Source organism: Pseudomonas sp. NCIMB 10586 (assembly GCF_023127895.1).
Classification (GTDB): Bacteria; Pseudomonadota; Gammaproteobacteria; order Pseudomonadales; family Pseudomonadaceae; genus Aquipseudomonas; species Aquipseudomonas synxantha_A.
In genome coordinates, this window is record NZ_SPKQ01000037.1 from 1 (window position 1) to 16,236 (window position 16,236).

Consider the following 16,236-nt stretch of genomic DNA (forward strand, 5'->3'; position numbering starts at 1 on the left):
CCACAAGGCTGGCGGTGTAAACGATATTGCCGCCTTCACCGACGGTGGTGGTAGCGGTCAGGACCACATCAACTTTGTCGATGGTGTCGTTGATCGTGGTGGTCGCACCATTGCCTGCAACTTCCAACTTCTCGAAGTTGCCGCCCGTGGTTTCGGTGATCTGGACCGTCTGGGTACTCTTATCGATGAACACGTCATCGGTAGGCGCCGGCACAGTCACAGTGCCGACAGTGTCCCCAGCCTTGATGGTGATCGAAGAACCGTTATCCAACTTCAACGTGACGTCAGTACCGGCCTTGTTGCTCAAGGTGGCGGTATAAGTGATCTGGCCACCTTCGTTAACGGCACTCGGCGCAGTCAACGTAACAGTCGTGGGGTTATCGGTACCTGGGGTATCGGTGACGGTGGTGTTCACCGCCGTAGTGCCCGGCACCAGGTTTTCAAAGTGCTCGCCGCCCGTAACGCCGCTGATGGCGGTGGTAACGGTCTGATCGCCTTTGTAGACATCATCCGGCGCTACGGTAGTAACAGTACCGCTGGATTGATTCACACCAATGGTGATGGTCTGACCGTTATCCAGGGTGACAGTCAACGGATTAGTGATGTTAGTCACCGGCGCGCCGTTTTTATCCACAAGGCTTGCGGTGTAAACGATATTGCCGCCTTCACCGACGGTGGTGGTAGCGGTCAGCACTACATCGACTTTATCGATGGTGTCATTGATCGTGGTGGTCGCACCATTGCCCGCAACTTCCAACTTCTCGAAGTTGCCACCCGTGGTCTCGGTGATTTGAACGGTCTGCGTGCTCTTGTCGATGAACACGTCATCAGTCGGCGCCGGGACGGTCACAGTGCCGACAGTGTCCCCAGCCTTGATGGTGATCGACGAGCCGTTATCCAACTTCAACGTAACGTCAGTGCCCGCCTTGTTGGAAAGCGTAGCGGTGTACGTAATCTGCCCGCCCTCATTCGCTTCGGTCGGCGCAGTCAGCGTAACGGTAGTTGTGTCGATCGAATCGGTGATCGTGGTGACTGCCGCAGTTGTGCTCGGTACCAGGCTTTCAAAGTTGCCGCCAGTCGCGCCGGTAATGGTGGTGCTGACCGTGCTGCCGTTGACGTAGACATCATTGGGCGCGGTGTCCACGACCACGCTGCCGACAGACTCGCCAGCCTTGATGGTGATTACCGAGCCATTGCTCAAGGTAACGTTTACCGGGGTTTGCGCCGGGTTGGTCAAGGTGGCGGTGTAGGTGATCTGGCCACCTTCGGTCACGGTCGAGCTTGCGGTCAGGGTGACGGTGGTGGTGTCGACCGAATCGGTAATGGTGGTGACCGCAGGCGTAGTGCTCGGTACCAGGTTTTCGAAGTTGCCGCCGGTTGCACCGGTAATGGTGGTGCTGACGGTAGAGCCGTTGTTGTAGACGTCGTTGGCCGCAGTATCGACCACGACAGTGCCGGTCGACTCACCCGCCTTGATGGTGATCACCGAGCCATTGCTCAAGGTGACATTCACCGGGGTCTGCGCCGGGTTGGTCAGGGTCGCGGTGTAGGTGATCTGGCCGCCTTCGGTCACGTTGCCGTCGGCTGTCAGGGTAACGGTGGTGGCATCGATCGAATCAGTAATGGTGGTGACCGCAGGCGTAATGCTCGGTACCAGGTTTTCGAAGTTGCCGCCGGTTGCACCGGTAATGGTGGTGCTGACGGTAGAGCCGTTGTTGTAGACGTCGTTAGCCGGAGTATCGACCACAACGGTGCCGGTTGACTCGCCAGCCTTGATGGTGATCACCGAGCCATTGCTCAAGGTGACATTCACCGGGGTCTGCGCCGGGTTGGTCAAGGTGGCGGTGTAGGTGATCTGGCCGCCTTCGGTCACGTTGTTGTTGGCTGTGAGGGTAACGGTGGTGGTGTCGACCGAATCGGTAATGGTGGTGACCGCAGGCGTAGTGCTCGGTACCAGGTTTTCGAAGTTGCCGCCGGTTGCACCGGTAATGGTGGTGCTGACGTTCGAACCGTTGTTATAGACGTCGTTAGCCGGAGTATCGACCACAACGGTGCCTGTCGACTCGCCGGCCTTGATGGTGATCACCGAGCCATTGCTCAAGGTAACGTTTACCGGGGTTTGCGCCGGGTTGGTCAAGGTGGCGGTGTAGGTGATCTGGCCGCCTTCGGTCACGGTATTGCTCGCCGTCAGCGTGACGGTGGTGGTGTCGATTGTGTCGGTGATCTGCGTTACGGCCGGGTTAGGGTCGATGGTCAATACCAGGTTGCCGCCGCCAGTGGTACCGGTAACGCCGACGCTGATCTGGCCCGGGTCGATGTACGGGCTGTCGTTAGGGGCCAGAGGTACATTGACGGTGCCGGTCAACTGGCCCGACGGGATGGTAATCACCGCGCCATTGGTCAAGGTGACGGTCAGGTCGCTGGTGGAGGGCCGCGTCACGGTAGCGGTGTAGGTCAGCACGCCGCCCGCTTCGGTGATGGTCGGCGTCGCGCTCAGGGTCAGGGTCGAAGGCTGCAGCACCTGGTTGCCCGAGTCCGCCGAGCCTGGCGCTCCGCTCAGGGCGTTGAGTGCCGAAGTGCCTTGGCCGATAGGTGCAGTCGGGAAGCCAATGGTCGGGTCGACACGGCCGGCGGTCGCGTCCAGCACCACGAAGCTGTGGCCACCCCCGGCGGCACCATTACCGGCAGCGTTTGCGCCTGCGGCGGTGGCTTCCAGGTCGGTGGTCGGGTCGGCGCCGGCGGCGATGGCTTGTTGCAGCTCGGCAACCGATGGTGCGGCTTGCTCGGCAGCGGCGGCCAAGTCGGCGCTGGAGTCCGGCAGATCGGCGCTCCACTGGGTTTCCCGGCCCAGGTCCAGAATGCGGCCGTCGGCCAACTCCAGGCTCACCGCGCCCGACATGCCCGTATCGATCTGGTCGCCCGCAAACAGGCGATCACCTTCTACAAGGACGCGACGTATTCCTTCCGGAGAAACAACGAAAACTTGACCAACAATGCTTTTGACGATGGCAACAACACTGCTCATTAAAATTTTCTCCGGTGATCCGTTTCGACAAATTCCATTTCGCAGCGCGGTATTAGCGCTGCCAATTGGGAGGGCGTAGTCTATATATGTATTGACGTCAAATATTTGGCTAGATTTTTTAGTGATCTAGTTTGTGCCAAAGTATTGACCTTATGGTCGCCATCCTAAACAATCGCCTCTGTAATGTCACATTGATATTTATGCGGCGAACCGTCCTACATGTGTGAAGCAGTTCCGCTTTTTGAACTTTCCGACGTACGGTCATTACGGTAGCCATTATCCGACGCAGCGGTACTCATCGCTGTGATTTGAGACAAGAAGTCCTGGGGAATTTTTTAATGCGTCTGCACCTGTTCAAGGCAATACCGTTCGTTCTCGCCGCCAGTTTCGTACAAGCCCAGACACTGCCCCAAGCCATGCAGCAGGCATTGGATGTACACCCGGAAATCCAGGCGGGTGTAAACAGCCGTATCGCCGCCGATTACCAATTGCGCGCCGCCCAAGGTGGTTACCTGCCGCGTGTCGACCTGAACGCCGGTTACGGTCGTCAAGGGACTGACAACGCCACCACCCGCGCCAACAACCCCAGCGGCAACCACTGGGACACGCTCAACCGCGGTGAATCCAGCCTGCGTCTGCAGCAAATGATTTTTGACGGTTTCGCTACCTCCAGCGAAGTCGGGCGTCAACAAGCCAACGTTAATTCCCGTGCCTACTCCTTGCTGGGTACTTCCGAGCGCACAGCGCTGACCGTTGCTCAGGTTTACCTGGAAGTGCTGACCCGTCGTGAGTTTGTGCGCCTGGCCGAAGACAACCTGCGCAACCACGAGCGCATCTACGATCAGATCAAGTTGCGCACGGAGCGCGGCGTCGGCAACGGTGCCGACCAGGACCAGGCCGAAGCGCGTCTGGCCCAGGCCCGCAACAACTTGATCACCGAGCAAACCAACCTGGCCGACGCGCAGGTCAACTACCTCAGCGCCGTAGGCCAGATGCCGGACCAACTCGAGCGCCCGGCCCCGTTCATGGCCATGCTGCCGGCAGACCTGAATGAAGCCCGTCGCCAGATGCTCGACAACAGCCCGGTCCTGCGCTCGGCCGAGTCGGATATCTCCGCCGCCGAGAAGCAGTACGAAGCCGCCAAGTCCACCTTCTACCCGCGCTTTGATGCCGAGCTTGGCACCAACGCCGACAACAACGTCTCCGGTGATCCCAACCACAGCAACGGCTGGGAAGCCATGGTGCGCATGCGCTTCAACCTGTTTGCCGGTGGCAGCAACAAGGCTGACCTGCAATCGAAGTCCTACCAGGCCAACCAGGCCCTGGATATTCGCAACAACGCCTTGCGCCAACTCAACGAAGAGCTAGGCTTGGCCTGGAACGCCTTGAGTAACGCCAACGCGCAATTGCCGGTCGCCCAGCAGTATGTGGATCACAGCACCCGCGTACGCACGTCCTACCAGCAGCAGTTCAGCCTTGGCCAACGTACCCTGTTGGATTTGCTCGACAGCGAGAATGAATTGTTCACCGCTTCCCGCCGCCTGGAAGAAATCAAGAACATTCAGTTATTTACTCAGTACCGAATCAAGGCGACCATGGGCGAATTGCTCAAGAGCCAGGGAGTGGTCGCACCGATGGCCTCCGTCGTGCAGAATGACGTGAAACCTAAAGTCCAACTGCCTGGGATGAATTGAGCCACCCCCAATAGCCCCATCTGTTAGTCGAGAGTGCACCGCGTGGAATCTGAAATCGGTCGAGTTCATCTCAGTCATGATCCACGCGCTTTGCACGACGACCCGTTGCTCGACGGGTTGCTGGCGCTCTGCGCACTGCACCAGAAGCCTGCCAGCGCGGCCATGCTCACCACTGGCCTGCCGCTGCCCTCGCAACGCTTGAGTGCTGAACTGCTGCCGCGTGCTGCTGCGCGGGCCGGGCTGCAAGGCCGGCTGCTGCAACGCAAGCTGGAACAGATCCCGACGATTGCATTGCCGGCCCTGCTGTTGCTCAAGGACGGGCGCAGCACCGTGCTGGTGGGTTGGCAGGGCGACGATGAGGCGCGGGTGCTGCTCAGCGAAAGCGACGGCGGCGAAGTGCTGATCAAGCGCGAAGCATTGGCCGACGATTACATCGGCAAGGTCTTCTTCGCCCAGCCGCAACACAAATTCGACGTCAACCACGGCAGCCTGATTCCACGGGCGCGTTCGTGGTTCCGTGACACCCTCATGCGTTCGCGCTGGCTCTACACCGACGCCATCGCCGCCAGCTTCCTGATCAACATCATCGCCATGGCCGCGCCGCTGTTCGTGATGAACGTGTACGACCGCGTCGTACCGAACCAGGCCACCGCCACCCTGTGGGTGTTGGCCGTGGGCATCTGTGGTGCATACCTGTTCGACCTGATCCTCAAAAGCCTGCGCAGCCTGTGCCTGGACCTGGCCGGTAAAAAAACCGACCTGATCATCTCGGCCACGCTGTTCGAACGCATCGTCGGCATGTCCATGAAGTACCGCCCGGCGCGGGTCGGCAGCTTCGCCCAGAACATCCATGAGTTTCAAAGCCTGCGCGATTTTCTCGCGTCGCTGACCCTCACCAGCCTGATCGACCTGCCGTTCACGCTGCTGATCTTTATGGTGATCGCCATCCTCGGCGGGCACCTGGTGTGGATCCCGGTGCTGGCGTTTCCGCTTGCCCTGGGCATCGGCTACGCCCTGCAAAAGCCCTTGGTGGCTACCATGGAACGCACCATGGCCCTGGCCGCTGAACGCCAGTCGAGCCTGATCGAAACCCTCGCCGGGCTCGATGCGGTCAAGGTCAACAATGCCGAGAGCGAGCGCCAGTATGGCTGGGAACAGACCATCGGCACCCTGAGCCGGCTTGAGCTGCGGGTAAAGTTGCTGTCGGGCCTGTCGATGAACATGACCCTGCTGATCCAGCAATTGGCCGGTGTGATCATGATCGTGTTCGGCGTGTACCAGATCATCGACGGCAACCTGAGCATGGGCGGCCTGATTGCCTGCTACATGCTCAGTGGCCGCGCCTTGAGCCCGCTGGCTTCGCTGTCGGGCCTGCTCACGCGCTACCAGCAAGCCAAGGTCACCATGACCTCGGTGGACCAAATGATGGAGCTGCCTCAAGAGCGCAATTTCGAAGAGCGCCCCATGAGCCGCCGTACTCTGCAAGGCGCCATCGAATGCCGGGGCCTGAATTTCACCTATCCCAACCAGCAGAACCTGGCGCTGAAGAACATCAACCTGGTGATCAAGCCCGGGGAAAAAATCGGCATCATTGGTCGTAGCGGCTCGGGCAAAAGCTCCCTGGCCAAACTGATCGTTGGCCTGTACCAGCCCGACTCCGGCGCCCTGCTGGTGGACGGCGTGGACGTGCGCCAGATCGACGTCAGCGAGCTGCGCCACAACATTGGCTACGTCGCCCAGGACATCCAGTTGCTCGCCGGCACCCTGCGCGACAATCTGGTCAGCGGTGCGCGCTACGTCGAAGACGAAATGGTCCTGCAAGCCGCCGAGCTGGCCGGTGTACACGAATTCGCCCGTCTGCACCCCCAGGGCTACGAGCTGCAAGTGGGCGAGCGTGGTCAGAACCTCTCCGGCGGCCAGCGTCAGAACGTCGCCCTGGCCCGCGCGTTGTTGCTCAACCCGCCCATCCTGCTGCTGGACGAACCCACCAGCGCCATGGACAACACCGGTGAAGAACGCTTGAAACAACGCCTGCAAGCCGTGGTGCAAAACAAGACCGTGGTGCTGGTCACGCACCGAGCCTCACTGCTCTCGCTGGTGGACCGCCTGCTGGTGGTCGACCGTGGGCAGATTCTCGCGGACGGCCCGAAAGCCGTGGTCATGGAAGCGTTGAAAAAGGGGCAGATCAGTGTTGCTTAAGTCCATCAAGAGTGCGGTCGGCCGCTATTTCAAAGGCACCGACTCGCTGCAGGGCCAGCCCCTGCCCGAGGTCAACAAAGCGCTGATCGAAGATGCCCCGCGCGTCATTCGCCTGACCATCTGGGCGATCATCGGGTTTTTCGTGTTCCTGGTGGTTTGGGCGGGTTTCTCCGAGATCGACGAAGTGACCCGTGGCGACGGCAAGGCGATTCCGTCGTCCAAATTGCAGAAAATCCAGAACCTGGAAGGCGGTATCGTCGCCGAGCTGTACGTCAAGGAAGGCCAGATCGTAGAGGCCGGTGCGCCGTTGATTCGCCTCGACGACACCCGGTTCGTTTCCAACGCCGGGGAAACCGAAGCCTTGCGCCTGGCCATGCAACTGCGCGTCGAGCGCCTGAGTGCGCAGGTGGATGATCGCCCGCTGAACATCCCCGACGACGTACTCAAGGCCGCGCCGAGCCAGGCTGCCAACGAGCGCTCATTGTATGAGAGCCGACGCCAGCAACTGAAAGACGAAGTCGGCGGCCTGCAAGAGCAACTGGTACAGCGCCAGCAGGAACTGCGTGAATTCACCTCCAAGCAAGGCCAGTACCGCAGCCAGTTGTCCCTGCAACGCCAGGAAATCAACATGTCCGAGCCGCTGGTGGCTCAGGGCGCGGTATCGCCGGTGGAAGTGCTGCGCCTCAAGCGTGCCGAAATGGAAACCCGTGGCCAACTGGATGCCACCACCCTGGCAATCCCCCGTGCCGAATCGGCGATCAAGGAAGTGCAGCGCAAGATCGACGAAACCCGTGGCAAATTCCGCAGCGAAGCCCTGACCCAGCTCAACGAGGCTCGTACTGAGTTGAACAAGGCCGAGTCCACCGGCCGTGCGTTGGAAGACCGCGTCAGCCGTACCCTGGTCACCTCGCCGGTGCGCGGGGTCGTCAAGCAATTGTTGGTCAACACGGTCGGCGGCGTGATCCAGCCGGGCAGCGACATGGTCGAAATCGTGCCGCTGGACGACACCCTGCTGGTGGAAGCCAAGATCCGCCCGCAAGACATCGCTTTCCTGCACCCAGGGCAAGAAGCCGTGGTCAAATTCACCGCCTACGACTACACCGTCTACGGTGGGCTGAAGGCCAAGCTCGAACGCATCGGTGCCGACACCATCACCGATGAAGACAAGAAAACCACTTACTACATGATCACCCTGCGTACCGACCGCAGCCACTTGGGCACCGATGAGAAGCCGTTGCTGATCATCCCGGGCATGGTTGCCTCGGTGGACATCATCACCGGCAAGAAAAGCATCCTCAGCTACCTGCTCAAACCGATCATCAAGGCGCGGGCCGAGGCGTTGCACGAGCGTTGATCTTCAGCGCCTGTACCGACCTCATCGCAGGCAAGCCCACTCCCACATTTGAATGTGTTCACAAATCAAAATGTGGGAGTGGGCTTGCCCCCGATGAGGCCCTCAGCATCCCCCAGCACCTCAAACCAAACGCCATATCGATATGCCCTAACAGTATTTAAACTTCCATTCTTATACCTATAAATTCACTTCCCTGTCCGCCGGGAGTGAATCCAATGTCCGCCACCGCTGCTGCCCCCACCACTGCCCAAACCTTCGATGTCCGGCCCTTCCCCGGCAGTGTAGGCGCCGAGATCATCGGCCTGGACTTATCCCGCCCGGTCAATGACCAGGACTTTGCCCGTATCCACCGCGCACATCTGGACCACCACGTCGTGGTGTTCCGCGACCAACGCATCACCCCCGAACAACAGATCGCTTTCAGCCGCCGTTTCGGTGTGCTGCAGATCCACGTGCTCAAACAATTCCTGCTGGCCAATCACCCGGAAATCCTGATCGTCTCCAACATCATCGAGAACGGCCAATCCATCGGCCTGGGGGACGCGGGCAAGTTCTGGCACTCGGACCTGTCGTACAAGGAACTGCCCAGCCTCGGCTCGATGCTGCACGCTCAGGAACTGCCTGCCGAAGGCGGTGACACCCTGTTCGCCGATATGCACAAAGCCTGGGAGCAACTGCCCGAGCACCTGCGCAAAGCCGTAGAAGGCCGCAGTGCCGCGCACTCCTACACGGCGCGCTACAGCGAAACCAAATTCGAAGGTAACTGGCGCCCGACCCTCACCCCCGAACAACTCGCCCAGGTCGCCGAAGTAGTGCATCCCATCGTACGAACCCACCCTGAAAACGGCCGCCAGGCGTTGTTCGTCAGCGAAGGCTTCACCACCCGTATCGTCGGCCTGCCCGATGACGAAAGCCGTGACTTGCTGGCCCAGCTCTATGCCCACAGTGTGCTGCCGGAAAACATCTACCGCCACCAGTGGCAGCCCCACGACCTGGTGTTCTGGGACAACCGTTCGCTGATCCACCTGGCCGCCGGTTGCCCAAGCCACCTGCGCCGCAAGTTGTACCGCACCACCATCCAGGGCGATGCGCCTTTCTGAACCGGTAAAGCCTGCTACGATTGCGCCCAGTTCACTCCCCACAGATCACGAGTGCTTGGCATGCAATTACCAGACATGAACCTGCTGGTCGCCCTCGACGCGTTGCTCGATGAGGGCAGTGTGGTCGGCGCCGCACGGCGGATGAACCTCAGCCCGGCGGCCATGAGCCGTACCCTCACGCGTATCCGTGAAGCTGTCGGTGACCCGATCCTGGTACGTGCCGGTCGCGGCCTGGTGCCGACGCCCAAGGCGCTTGAGCTGCAAGGCCAGGTACGCAACGTGGTGGAGCAGGCGGCGTTGCTGTTTCGCTCGGCGGATCAAGTCGATTTGAGTACCTTGCGCCGCCGTTTCAGCGTACGCGCCAATGACTTTTTTATTGGCGTATATGGCGGTCGCTTGTTCGACACCATGGAGCGTGTGGCCCCGCTGTGCGAGCTGCGCTTTGTGCCTGAAGGCGACACCGACGACGAAGCTCTGCGCGAAGGGCGCCTGGATCTGCGTGTGAGCAACACCATGCCGGTCAGCCCCGAAGTGAAGGTGCAGAACCTGTTCTCCACCACCTTCGTCGGCCTGGCGCGACAAGATCACCCACTGTTCGACGAAGAGATCACCGCCGCACGCTTTGCCAGCTATTCCCATATCAGCATCTCGCGCCGCGGCATCGCCCGCGGGCCGATCGACACCGCGCTGAACGAGCAGGGCCTGGAGCGCCGCGTGGCGATGATCGCGCCGGGCTTCCACGGTGCCATGTTCATGTTGCCGGAATCCGACCTGATCATGCCGGTGCCCAAGGAAGCGCTCCTGAGCGCCAAACGCCTGAACTTGCCATTGCGTGCATTCCCGCTGCCGATCTCCTTGCCGACCCTGGTATTGGCCCAATCCTGGCACCCGCGCTTCGACAAAGACCCCGCGCACAAATGGCTGCGTGAAACCATGCGCGAGAGTTGCCACGCCACCTGGCTGGAAGCCCAACCCAACTAAAAACCTCAAGCCATGCACAATCAAATGTGGGAGGGGGCTTGCTCCCGATAGAGGTGTATCAGCTTCACATCAGGTGGCTGTCATACCGCCATCGGGAGCAAGCCCCCTCCCACCTATGGATTGCGCCTGGCGCACTTATAAACTTCCGATAAGTAACTTTTTGTCATGCTATAGCCTGATTAAACTGCTCAGGTATTTCTCATTCCGAGTTACCTGTTCATGACATCCCTCGCTGCCCCCGCTTTTCAGGCCGCAGCCAAACCTGTTGCCCCGGCCCCGCCCGTGTTCGGCCCGCGCATCATCATCGGCTTGGTCGGCGTGTTGTTGGCGGTGCTGGTGTCCGGTCTCAACGAGATGGTCACCAAGGTGGCGCTTGCCGATATCCGCGGTGCGCTGTACATCGGCTTTGATGAAGGCACCTGGCTGGTCGCCGCCTACACGGCCACTTCCGTGGCGGCCATGGCCTTTGCGCCGTGGTGTTCGGTGACGTTTTCCCTGCGCCGTTTCACGCTGTGCGCCATCGGCTTGTTCACCGTGTTGGGCATTCTCTGCCCGTTCGCACCCAACTACGAAAGCCTGCTGCTGCTGCGTACCGTGCAAGGCCTGGCCGGTGGCGCGCTGCCCCCGATGCTGATGACCGTGGCACTGCGTTTCCTGCCCGCCAACGTCAAGCTGTATGGCCTGGCCGGCTACGCCCTGACCGCCACCTTCGGCCCGAGCCTGGGTACTCCGCTGGCGGCGTTGTGGACCGAATACGTCGGCTGGCAGTGGGCGTTCTGGCAAATCGTCGCGCCGTGCCTGCTGGCGATGGTCGCCGTGGCCTATGGCATACCGCAGGACCCGCTGCGCCTGGAGCGTTTCAAACAGTTCAACTGGCGCGGCCTGCTGCTGGGCTTTCCGGCGATCTGCATGTTGGTGATCGGGCTGTTGCAGGGCAATCGCCTGGATTGGTTCGAGTCGGGCCTGATCACCTTCCTGTTGTGTGGTGGCACGCTCTTGCTGGTGTTGTTCATGCTCAACGAATGGTCGCAGCCAATACCCTTCTTCAAATTGCAGATGCTCGGCCTGCGCAACCTGGCCTTCGCCCTGATCGTGCTGGCAGGCGTGCTGATGGTGCTGACCTCGGTGATCATCATCCCCTCCAGTTTCCTTGCCCAGGTCCAGGGGTACCGGCCGTTGCAAACTGCGCCGGTGATGCTGCTGATGGCGTTGCCGCAATTGATCGCGTTGCCGTTGGTGGCGGCGCTGTGCAACCTGCGCTGGGTCGATTGCCGCTGGGTGCTGGGGATTGGCCTTGGCATGTTGGTGCTGTGCTGCATCGGCAGTTCGCACCTGACTTCGGCGTGGATCCGCGACGATTTTTATGGCTGGTACCTGTTGCAGATTTTCGGCCAGCCGATGGCCGTGTTGCCACTGCTGATGTTGTCCACCGGCAGTATTCAACCCATCGAAGGGCCGTTCGCTTCGGCCTGGTTCAATACCGTCAAGGGCCTGGCCGCTGTGATCGCCACTGCGGTGCTGGATACATTGACCACCCAGCGCGGGCATTTCCATTCAACCATGTTGGTGGACCGCCTGGGCAATTCGCCCCTGGCCGACACTGAGGCTCCGGGCCTCGCCCACCGCTTGCACGAGCAGACCGTGGTGCTGACCTCTTCGGATCTTTACGTCGTCATGGCCGGTGTCGCGGTGGCGTTGATCCTGCTGATTTTCTGGATGCCCACGCGGATCTATCCGCCTCGCGCTCCGGCCTGACCACAAGGACTTTCCATGAAACGCAAAGACAAAATTGCCGTCTCCGTTATTGCTGTATTTGCCGTTGGCGTACTGGTTTATCTGGTTGCGCCGGGCGTACTGGGCAGCAAACACCAGACCACCAACGACGCCTTCGTCGCCGCCGACTTCACCCTGGTGGCGCCGCGGGTGGCGGGCTTCATCAAGGAAGTGCTGGTAGAAGACAACCAGCGCGTCAAGGCCGGCCAACTGTTGGCGTTGATCGACGACCGCGACTTTCGCGCCGCCGCCCAGGCCGCCGATGCCGACACCTTGGTCGCCCAGGCCCAGTTGAAAAACGCCAGCGCGACCCTGGAGCGCCAGAGCTCGGTGATCGCCCAGGCCCAAGCCACCGTCGCGGCGGATCGCGCCGAAGTCGCCTTCGCCGAACACGAACTGAACCGCTATAACCACCTCGCTGGCGTCGGCGCAGGTACCGTGCAGAACGCCCAACAAGCCAAGACCCGTATCGACCAGGCCACCGCACGCCTGGCCAAATCCACCGCAGTGCTGGCCGCCGAACGCAAGCAGGTGGAAATCCTCACCGCCCAGCGTGACGCCGCCGAAGGTGGGCTCAAGCGCGCCCAGGCGGCGTTGGAAATGGCTAGTTATCAGTTGTCCTACACGCGCATTGTCGCGCCGGTCGATGGCATGGTCGGCGAGCGAGCGGTGCGGGTCGGCGCCTATGTGACCCCGGGCAGCAAGATCCTCGCGGTCGTGCCGCTGGCCGAGGCCTATGTGGTAGCCAACTTCCAGGAGACGCAACTGTCGCATATGCACGCGGGGCAAGCGGTGCAGGTCAGCGTCGACAGCCTTGACGGCGAACTGCTCAAAGGCCATCTGGAAAGCCTGGCGCCGGCCACGGGGGTGACCTTTGCCTCGGTCAAACCGGACAACGCCACCGGCAACTTCACCAAGGTGGTGCAGCGTATTCCGGTGAAGATCGTGCTTGAGCCGAACCAGCCATTGACCGAGCGCCTGCGCGTCGGCATGTCGGTGGAAGCCAGCGTCGATACGCGGCCGGTCGCGCAACAGCGTGAGGTGGCCCAGCAATGAAACACGTCGCCTGGCTCACCTTAAGCCTGATCAGCCTGAGTGCCTGCACGGTCGGTCCCGACTTCCAGCGGCCCGAGAGCCCGCAGATCAATCAGTGGAGCGAACCCCAGGGCCGACAAGCTGCCAGCCGTGCCGTTAGCGATCCCTTGCAGGAGCGCTGGTGGGACGTGTTCCACGACGCGCAGCTTTCCGCCCTGACACGCCGGGCCCTCAGCGATAACCTCGACTTGAAACTGGCCAGCAGCCGCCTGCAACAGAGCCGCGCCGTACGCCAGGTGACCACCGCCGAGCGTTACCCCAATGTCGATGCGGGTGGCGGCTACCAGCGCAAACGTAACAGTGGCAAAGGCTTGAACGACCCTTCCGGCGAGAACGGCCGTTCGGCCTTCAACCAATGGGACATGGGCTTCTCGGCCTCTTGGGAGCTGGATTTCTGGGGCCGGGTCAAGCGTGAAACCGAAGCAGCCGACGCCACGCTGGAAGTCGCCGAAAACGACCGTCGTGCCGTGCTGTTGTCGGTGTTGGCCGAGACCGCCCAGGACTATATCCAACTGCGCGGCGTACAAAATACCCGCGCCGTCACCGAGCAAAACCTCGACGTCGCCCGCCACAGCCTCAAGCTCTCGCAACTGCGTCTGGCTGATGGCGTAGCGACCGACCTCGACGTGGCCGAAGCCGCCGCCCAGGTCGCGGCCATCGAAGCGCGTCTGCCGGATTTGCAGCAACGCCAGGACCAACTGATCAACGCCCTGAGCCTGCTGATGGGCGAACCGCCCCAGGCCTTGCACGCGCAGCTGTCCAAGGACGCCGCCGTGCCGCAAACCCAGCGTCAGGTCGCCATTGGCCTGCCCTCGGAGCTGGCCGAACGCCGTCCCGACATCCGCCAGGCAGAAGCGCGCTTGCACGCCGCCACTGCCAGCATCGGCGTGGCCAAGGGCGACTTTTACCCGCGCATCACCCTGTCCGGCAGCCTCGGCTCTCAAGCCATGCAACTGTCGGACTTCGGCTCCTGGGGCTCCCGCGCATTTGCCCTCGGCCCGCAATTAAGCCTGCCACTGTTCAACGGTGGGCGCCTGCAAGGCATGGTGGATTTGCGCGAAGCCCAGCAACAGGAAGCGGCCCTTGCCTACCAGCAAACCGTGCTGCGCGCCTGGCATGAAATCGACGACCAACTGACCCGCTACAACGCCAGCCAATTGCGTCGCGACAGCCTGGCCGAAGCGGTGCGCCAGAACCAGATCGCGCTGACCACCGCGCAACACCAGTACGTCGAAGGTGTGGCGGATTTCGTCAATGTACTCACCGTGCAAAGCGCATTGCTGGCAACTCAAGAGCAGTGGGTTGAAAGCTCCACCGGCGTGTCATTGGCCATGGTCGGGTTGTACAAGGCGCTGGGAGGAGGGTGGGAGTCGGTGTATCCGTTGCCAGTCGCTCAGTAATGAGGGTGCGCTTTGTTGCAGCCCGAGATCCTTGATCCTAAGCGAGGTCTGCTGCAAACCGGGTACACACATTGGAAAGCATGCGCACATCGGCACCGCTACAGCCTGCCGCTTCGAAAAAGCCGGAGGCTTCTCGCACGACGGCATACATATCCGTGACGATGGACCTTGCTTCATCCGCCCCCAACCCAAAGCGTTCAGGCGTACTCAGCAAATTGCTGACAGACGATACCCTGCCCTCATTCCCGATGATCAACGCCTGCAAGCCTAGTTGCGTGGGGTGGGGCAACACGTCAAATACTGGCGCAAGGGAATAGCCCGAGGCGCTGGTCAGCAGAAGCCCGGTTTGTTTCAGGTGGTCGTCGCTATTGCCGATCAGCACATTGAAGGCCATACGCTTGTAAAGCTCACGCATGTCAAAGGTGGCATCGTCGCAGACCTTCTTCAACACGTCGGCGATCCTGGAATAGGAAACGGCACTCTCAACCGCGTCAACTCGCATTCGCGGCTGCAGCTGACATAGTGCTCGCGTCCAGCCCCCTCATGCCGGTCAAAACGTTCGACCATCAAAACCGGTTTGCCGGCGACCTCTACCAACTTGTGCCCGGCTGCGGGTAGACCTGCCGCATCCGCCATTTGAAGGCTGGCGAATTCAGCACGTGGTTGATCGAAAACATCGTCGCTACGGCCGAATTTAGCAATCCATTCCTTACCTTCGTGAGTCACGGTGACCTTCGGCCTGGCGCCGCCCATGGAACTGCCGAATTCGAATAGTCGTGCGATTTCCGCAGGCAGGTCGACATTACCTTTTTCGACCTGATCAAGGCCCACCATGATTTTCTCAAGGTCTTCAAATCGCGGAGGTTGGTGCAGAGTCGGCAACAGGTTTCTTGACGCACTGAACAGCAGGCAGCCCACTCCCGCACCCCGCGAAGCAAGGAGCCATTCAACTTCGTTTTGTGGATGCTGTTTGTGGGTCGCCAGTAGAACACGCCGACCCCAATTGTCGGGCGTTGCGTCGTCGAGCACACCAAACATGCGTGTCGAGGAATACTGGTTAGGGGTCAGTGGCAGGCTAAGCGGGTCAATCGCAAATGCGTTGGGGCGCGCAAGCCAGCTGTTGGCGTAGCGAAAAACGAATCCGCTTGCGTGCATGGCCACCTCACCAACAGGGACCGGATCACCGACTGAGTGAGCTGAAAAAACGAATGCGTTACCAATCGGCTTCCAAGACATCAGGTTCCCCTTCTGTGCGAATTCGGTCGGGCTCACGGGCGAGGCTCATGGTAATCCCAACCTGGTCAAGTTCTGGTGACGCAATGCTCGCCATACCTTCTTCCAGGTCCATCGCGCTAAGCACATTCATCAGCACGCCGAGGGATACGCCTGCTTCTCCCTGTCTCAGCCGCTGATACGTCTGTCGTGTAATGCCCGCCCGGCTGCATATGGTCGAGATTTTCAAACGGCGACGAATACGGGCTATTTCGATACCGTTCCCGATACCTCTCATCAGTTCAGCGCTTCTCTCTGAGATATACCCTTTGTGGGGGTATGGCTTGCCTGTTTCATGCATGATATATCACCCCTTAAGGCAGTAAGGGCAACTTATATCATT

General features: G+C 60.7%; 12 protein-coding genes. 8 read left to right on the forward strand and 4 right to left on the reverse strand.

Translation table 11 applies throughout. From position 1 onward, the window contains the following. The coding region (locus tag E4P01_RS13245) for a retention module-containing protein (protein WP_248130069.1) at positions 1–3,025 on the reverse strand (3,025 nt) is incomplete at its 3' end. A gap of 338 nt (positions 3,026–3,363) precedes the next feature. Between E4P01_RS13245 and E4P01_RS13250 the strand changes: the two genes are divergently transcribed. From E4P01_RS13250 to E4P01_RS13285, 8 genes are all read left to right on the forward strand, one after another. After that, positions 3,364–4,719, forward strand: coding sequence for a TolC family outer membrane protein (locus tag E4P01_RS13250; protein ID WP_032878517.1), 1,356 nt, complete (start codon positions 3,364–3,366; stop codon positions 4,717–4,719). A gap of 42 nt (positions 4,720–4,761) precedes the next feature. Next, positions 4,762–6,918 carry a type I secretion system permease/ATPase gene (locus E4P01_RS13255; protein WP_005783538.1) on the forward strand — a complete coding sequence of 719 codons (2,157 nt, stop codon included), beginning with the start codon at positions 4,762–4,764 and terminating at the stop codon, positions 6,916–6,918. Next, positions 6,908–8,272 carry an HlyD family type I secretion periplasmic adaptor subunit gene (locus E4P01_RS13260; RefSeq protein WP_216090533.1) on the forward strand — a complete coding sequence of 455 codons (1,365 nt, stop codon included), beginning with the start codon at positions 6,908–6,910 and terminating at the stop codon, positions 8,270–8,272. Before E4P01_RS13255 ends, E4P01_RS13260 begins: the two co-directional genes overlap by 11 nt. 215 nt (positions 8,273–8,487) lie before the next feature. Further along, positions 8,488–9,372: a TauD/TfdA family dioxygenase gene (locus E4P01_RS13265; protein ID WP_216090534.1), complete on the forward strand. Its 885-nt coding sequence runs from the start codon at positions 8,488–8,490 to the stop codon at positions 9,370–9,372. Between the two features lie 60 nt (positions 9,373–9,432). Continuing rightward, positions 9,433–10,353 (forward strand): LysR family transcriptional regulator, encoded by a 921-nt coding sequence (locus E4P01_RS13270; RefSeq protein ID WP_078819966.1) that lies wholly within the window; start codon positions 9,433–9,435, stop codon positions 10,351–10,353. A gap of 219 nt (positions 10,354–10,572) precedes the next feature. Continuing rightward, on the forward strand, positions 10,573–12,108 hold the full coding sequence (locus E4P01_RS13275) for an MFS transporter (RefSeq protein ID WP_032878512.1): 1,536 nt from the start codon (positions 10,573–10,575) through the stop codon (positions 12,106–12,108). A 15-nt stretch (positions 12,109–12,123) separates the two neighbouring features. Continuing rightward, positions 12,124–13,182: an HlyD family secretion protein gene (locus E4P01_RS13280; RefSeq protein ID WP_032878511.1), complete on the forward strand. Its 1,059-nt coding sequence runs from the start codon at positions 12,124–12,126 to the stop codon at positions 13,180–13,182. Further along, complete coding sequence (locus tag E4P01_RS13285; RefSeq protein ID WP_032878510.1) at positions 13,179–14,621, forward strand: efflux transporter outer membrane subunit; 1,443 nt, start codon at positions 13,179–13,181, stop codon at positions 14,619–14,621. The genes E4P01_RS13280 and E4P01_RS13285 overlap by 4 nt, the downstream gene beginning before the upstream one ends. A 37-nt stretch (positions 14,622–14,658) precedes the next feature. Here E4P01_RS13285 and E4P01_RS28225 read toward each other — a convergent pair whose 3' ends face one another. Genes E4P01_RS28225 through E4P01_RS13295 form a run of 3 tightly spaced genes read right to left on the reverse strand, consistent with a single transcriptional unit; the run spans position 14,659 to position 16,194 of the window. Further along, complete coding sequence (locus E4P01_RS28225) at positions 14,659–15,123, reverse strand: HipA domain-containing protein (RefSeq protein WP_348983564.1); 465 nt, start codon at positions 15,121–15,123, stop codon at positions 14,659–14,661. Continuing rightward, positions 15,066–15,857, reverse strand: coding sequence for a HipA domain-containing protein (locus E4P01_RS28230; RefSeq protein ID WP_253201659.1), 792 nt, complete (start codon positions 15,855–15,857; stop codon positions 15,066–15,068). The genes E4P01_RS28225 and E4P01_RS28230 overlap by 58 nt, the downstream gene beginning before the upstream one ends. After that, positions 15,835–16,194, reverse strand: a complete 360-nt coding sequence (locus E4P01_RS13295) for a helix-turn-helix transcriptional regulator (RefSeq protein WP_032878508.1) — start codon at positions 16,192–16,194, stop codon at positions 15,835–15,837. Before E4P01_RS13295 ends, E4P01_RS28230 begins: the two co-directional genes overlap by 23 nt. Between the last annotated feature and the right edge of the window lie 42 nt (positions 16,195–16,236).

Excerpts from the sequence above, each read along its gene's own strand:
- E4P01_RS13250 (WP_032878517.1), top strand. The coding sequence starts at position 3,364 with ATGCGTCTGCACCTGTTCAAGGCAATACCGTTCGTTCTCGCCGCCAGT.
- E4P01_RS13265 (WP_216090534.1), top strand. The coding sequence starts at position 8,488 with ATGTCCGCCACCGCTGCTGCCCCCACCACTGCCCAAACCTTCGATGTC.
- E4P01_RS13270 (WP_078819966.1), top strand. The coding sequence starts at position 9,433 with ATGCAATTACCAGACATGAACCTGCTGGTCGCCCTCGACGCGTTGCTC.
- E4P01_RS13275 (WP_032878512.1), top strand. The coding sequence starts at position 10,573 with ATGACATCCCTCGCTGCCCCCGCTTTTCAGGCCGCAGCCAAACCTGTT.
- E4P01_RS13280 (WP_032878511.1), top strand. The coding sequence starts at position 12,124 with ATGAAACGCAAAGACAAAATTGCCGTCTCCGTTATTGCTGTATTTGCC.
- E4P01_RS13285 (WP_032878510.1), top strand. The coding sequence starts at position 13,179 with ATGAAACACGTCGCCTGGCTCACCTTAAGCCTGATCAGCCTGAGTGCC.
- E4P01_RS28225 (WP_348983564.1), bottom strand. The coding sequence starts at position 15,123 with ATGCGAGTTGACGCGGTTGAGAGTGCCGTTTCCTATTCCAGGATCGCC.
- E4P01_RS28230 (WP_253201659.1), bottom strand. The coding sequence starts at position 15,857 with ATGTCTTGGAAGCCGATTGGTAACGCATTCGTTTTTTCAGCTCACTCA.
- E4P01_RS13295 (WP_032878508.1), bottom strand. The coding sequence starts at position 16,194 with ATGCATGAAACAGGCAAGCCATACCCCCACAAAGGGTATATCTCAGAG.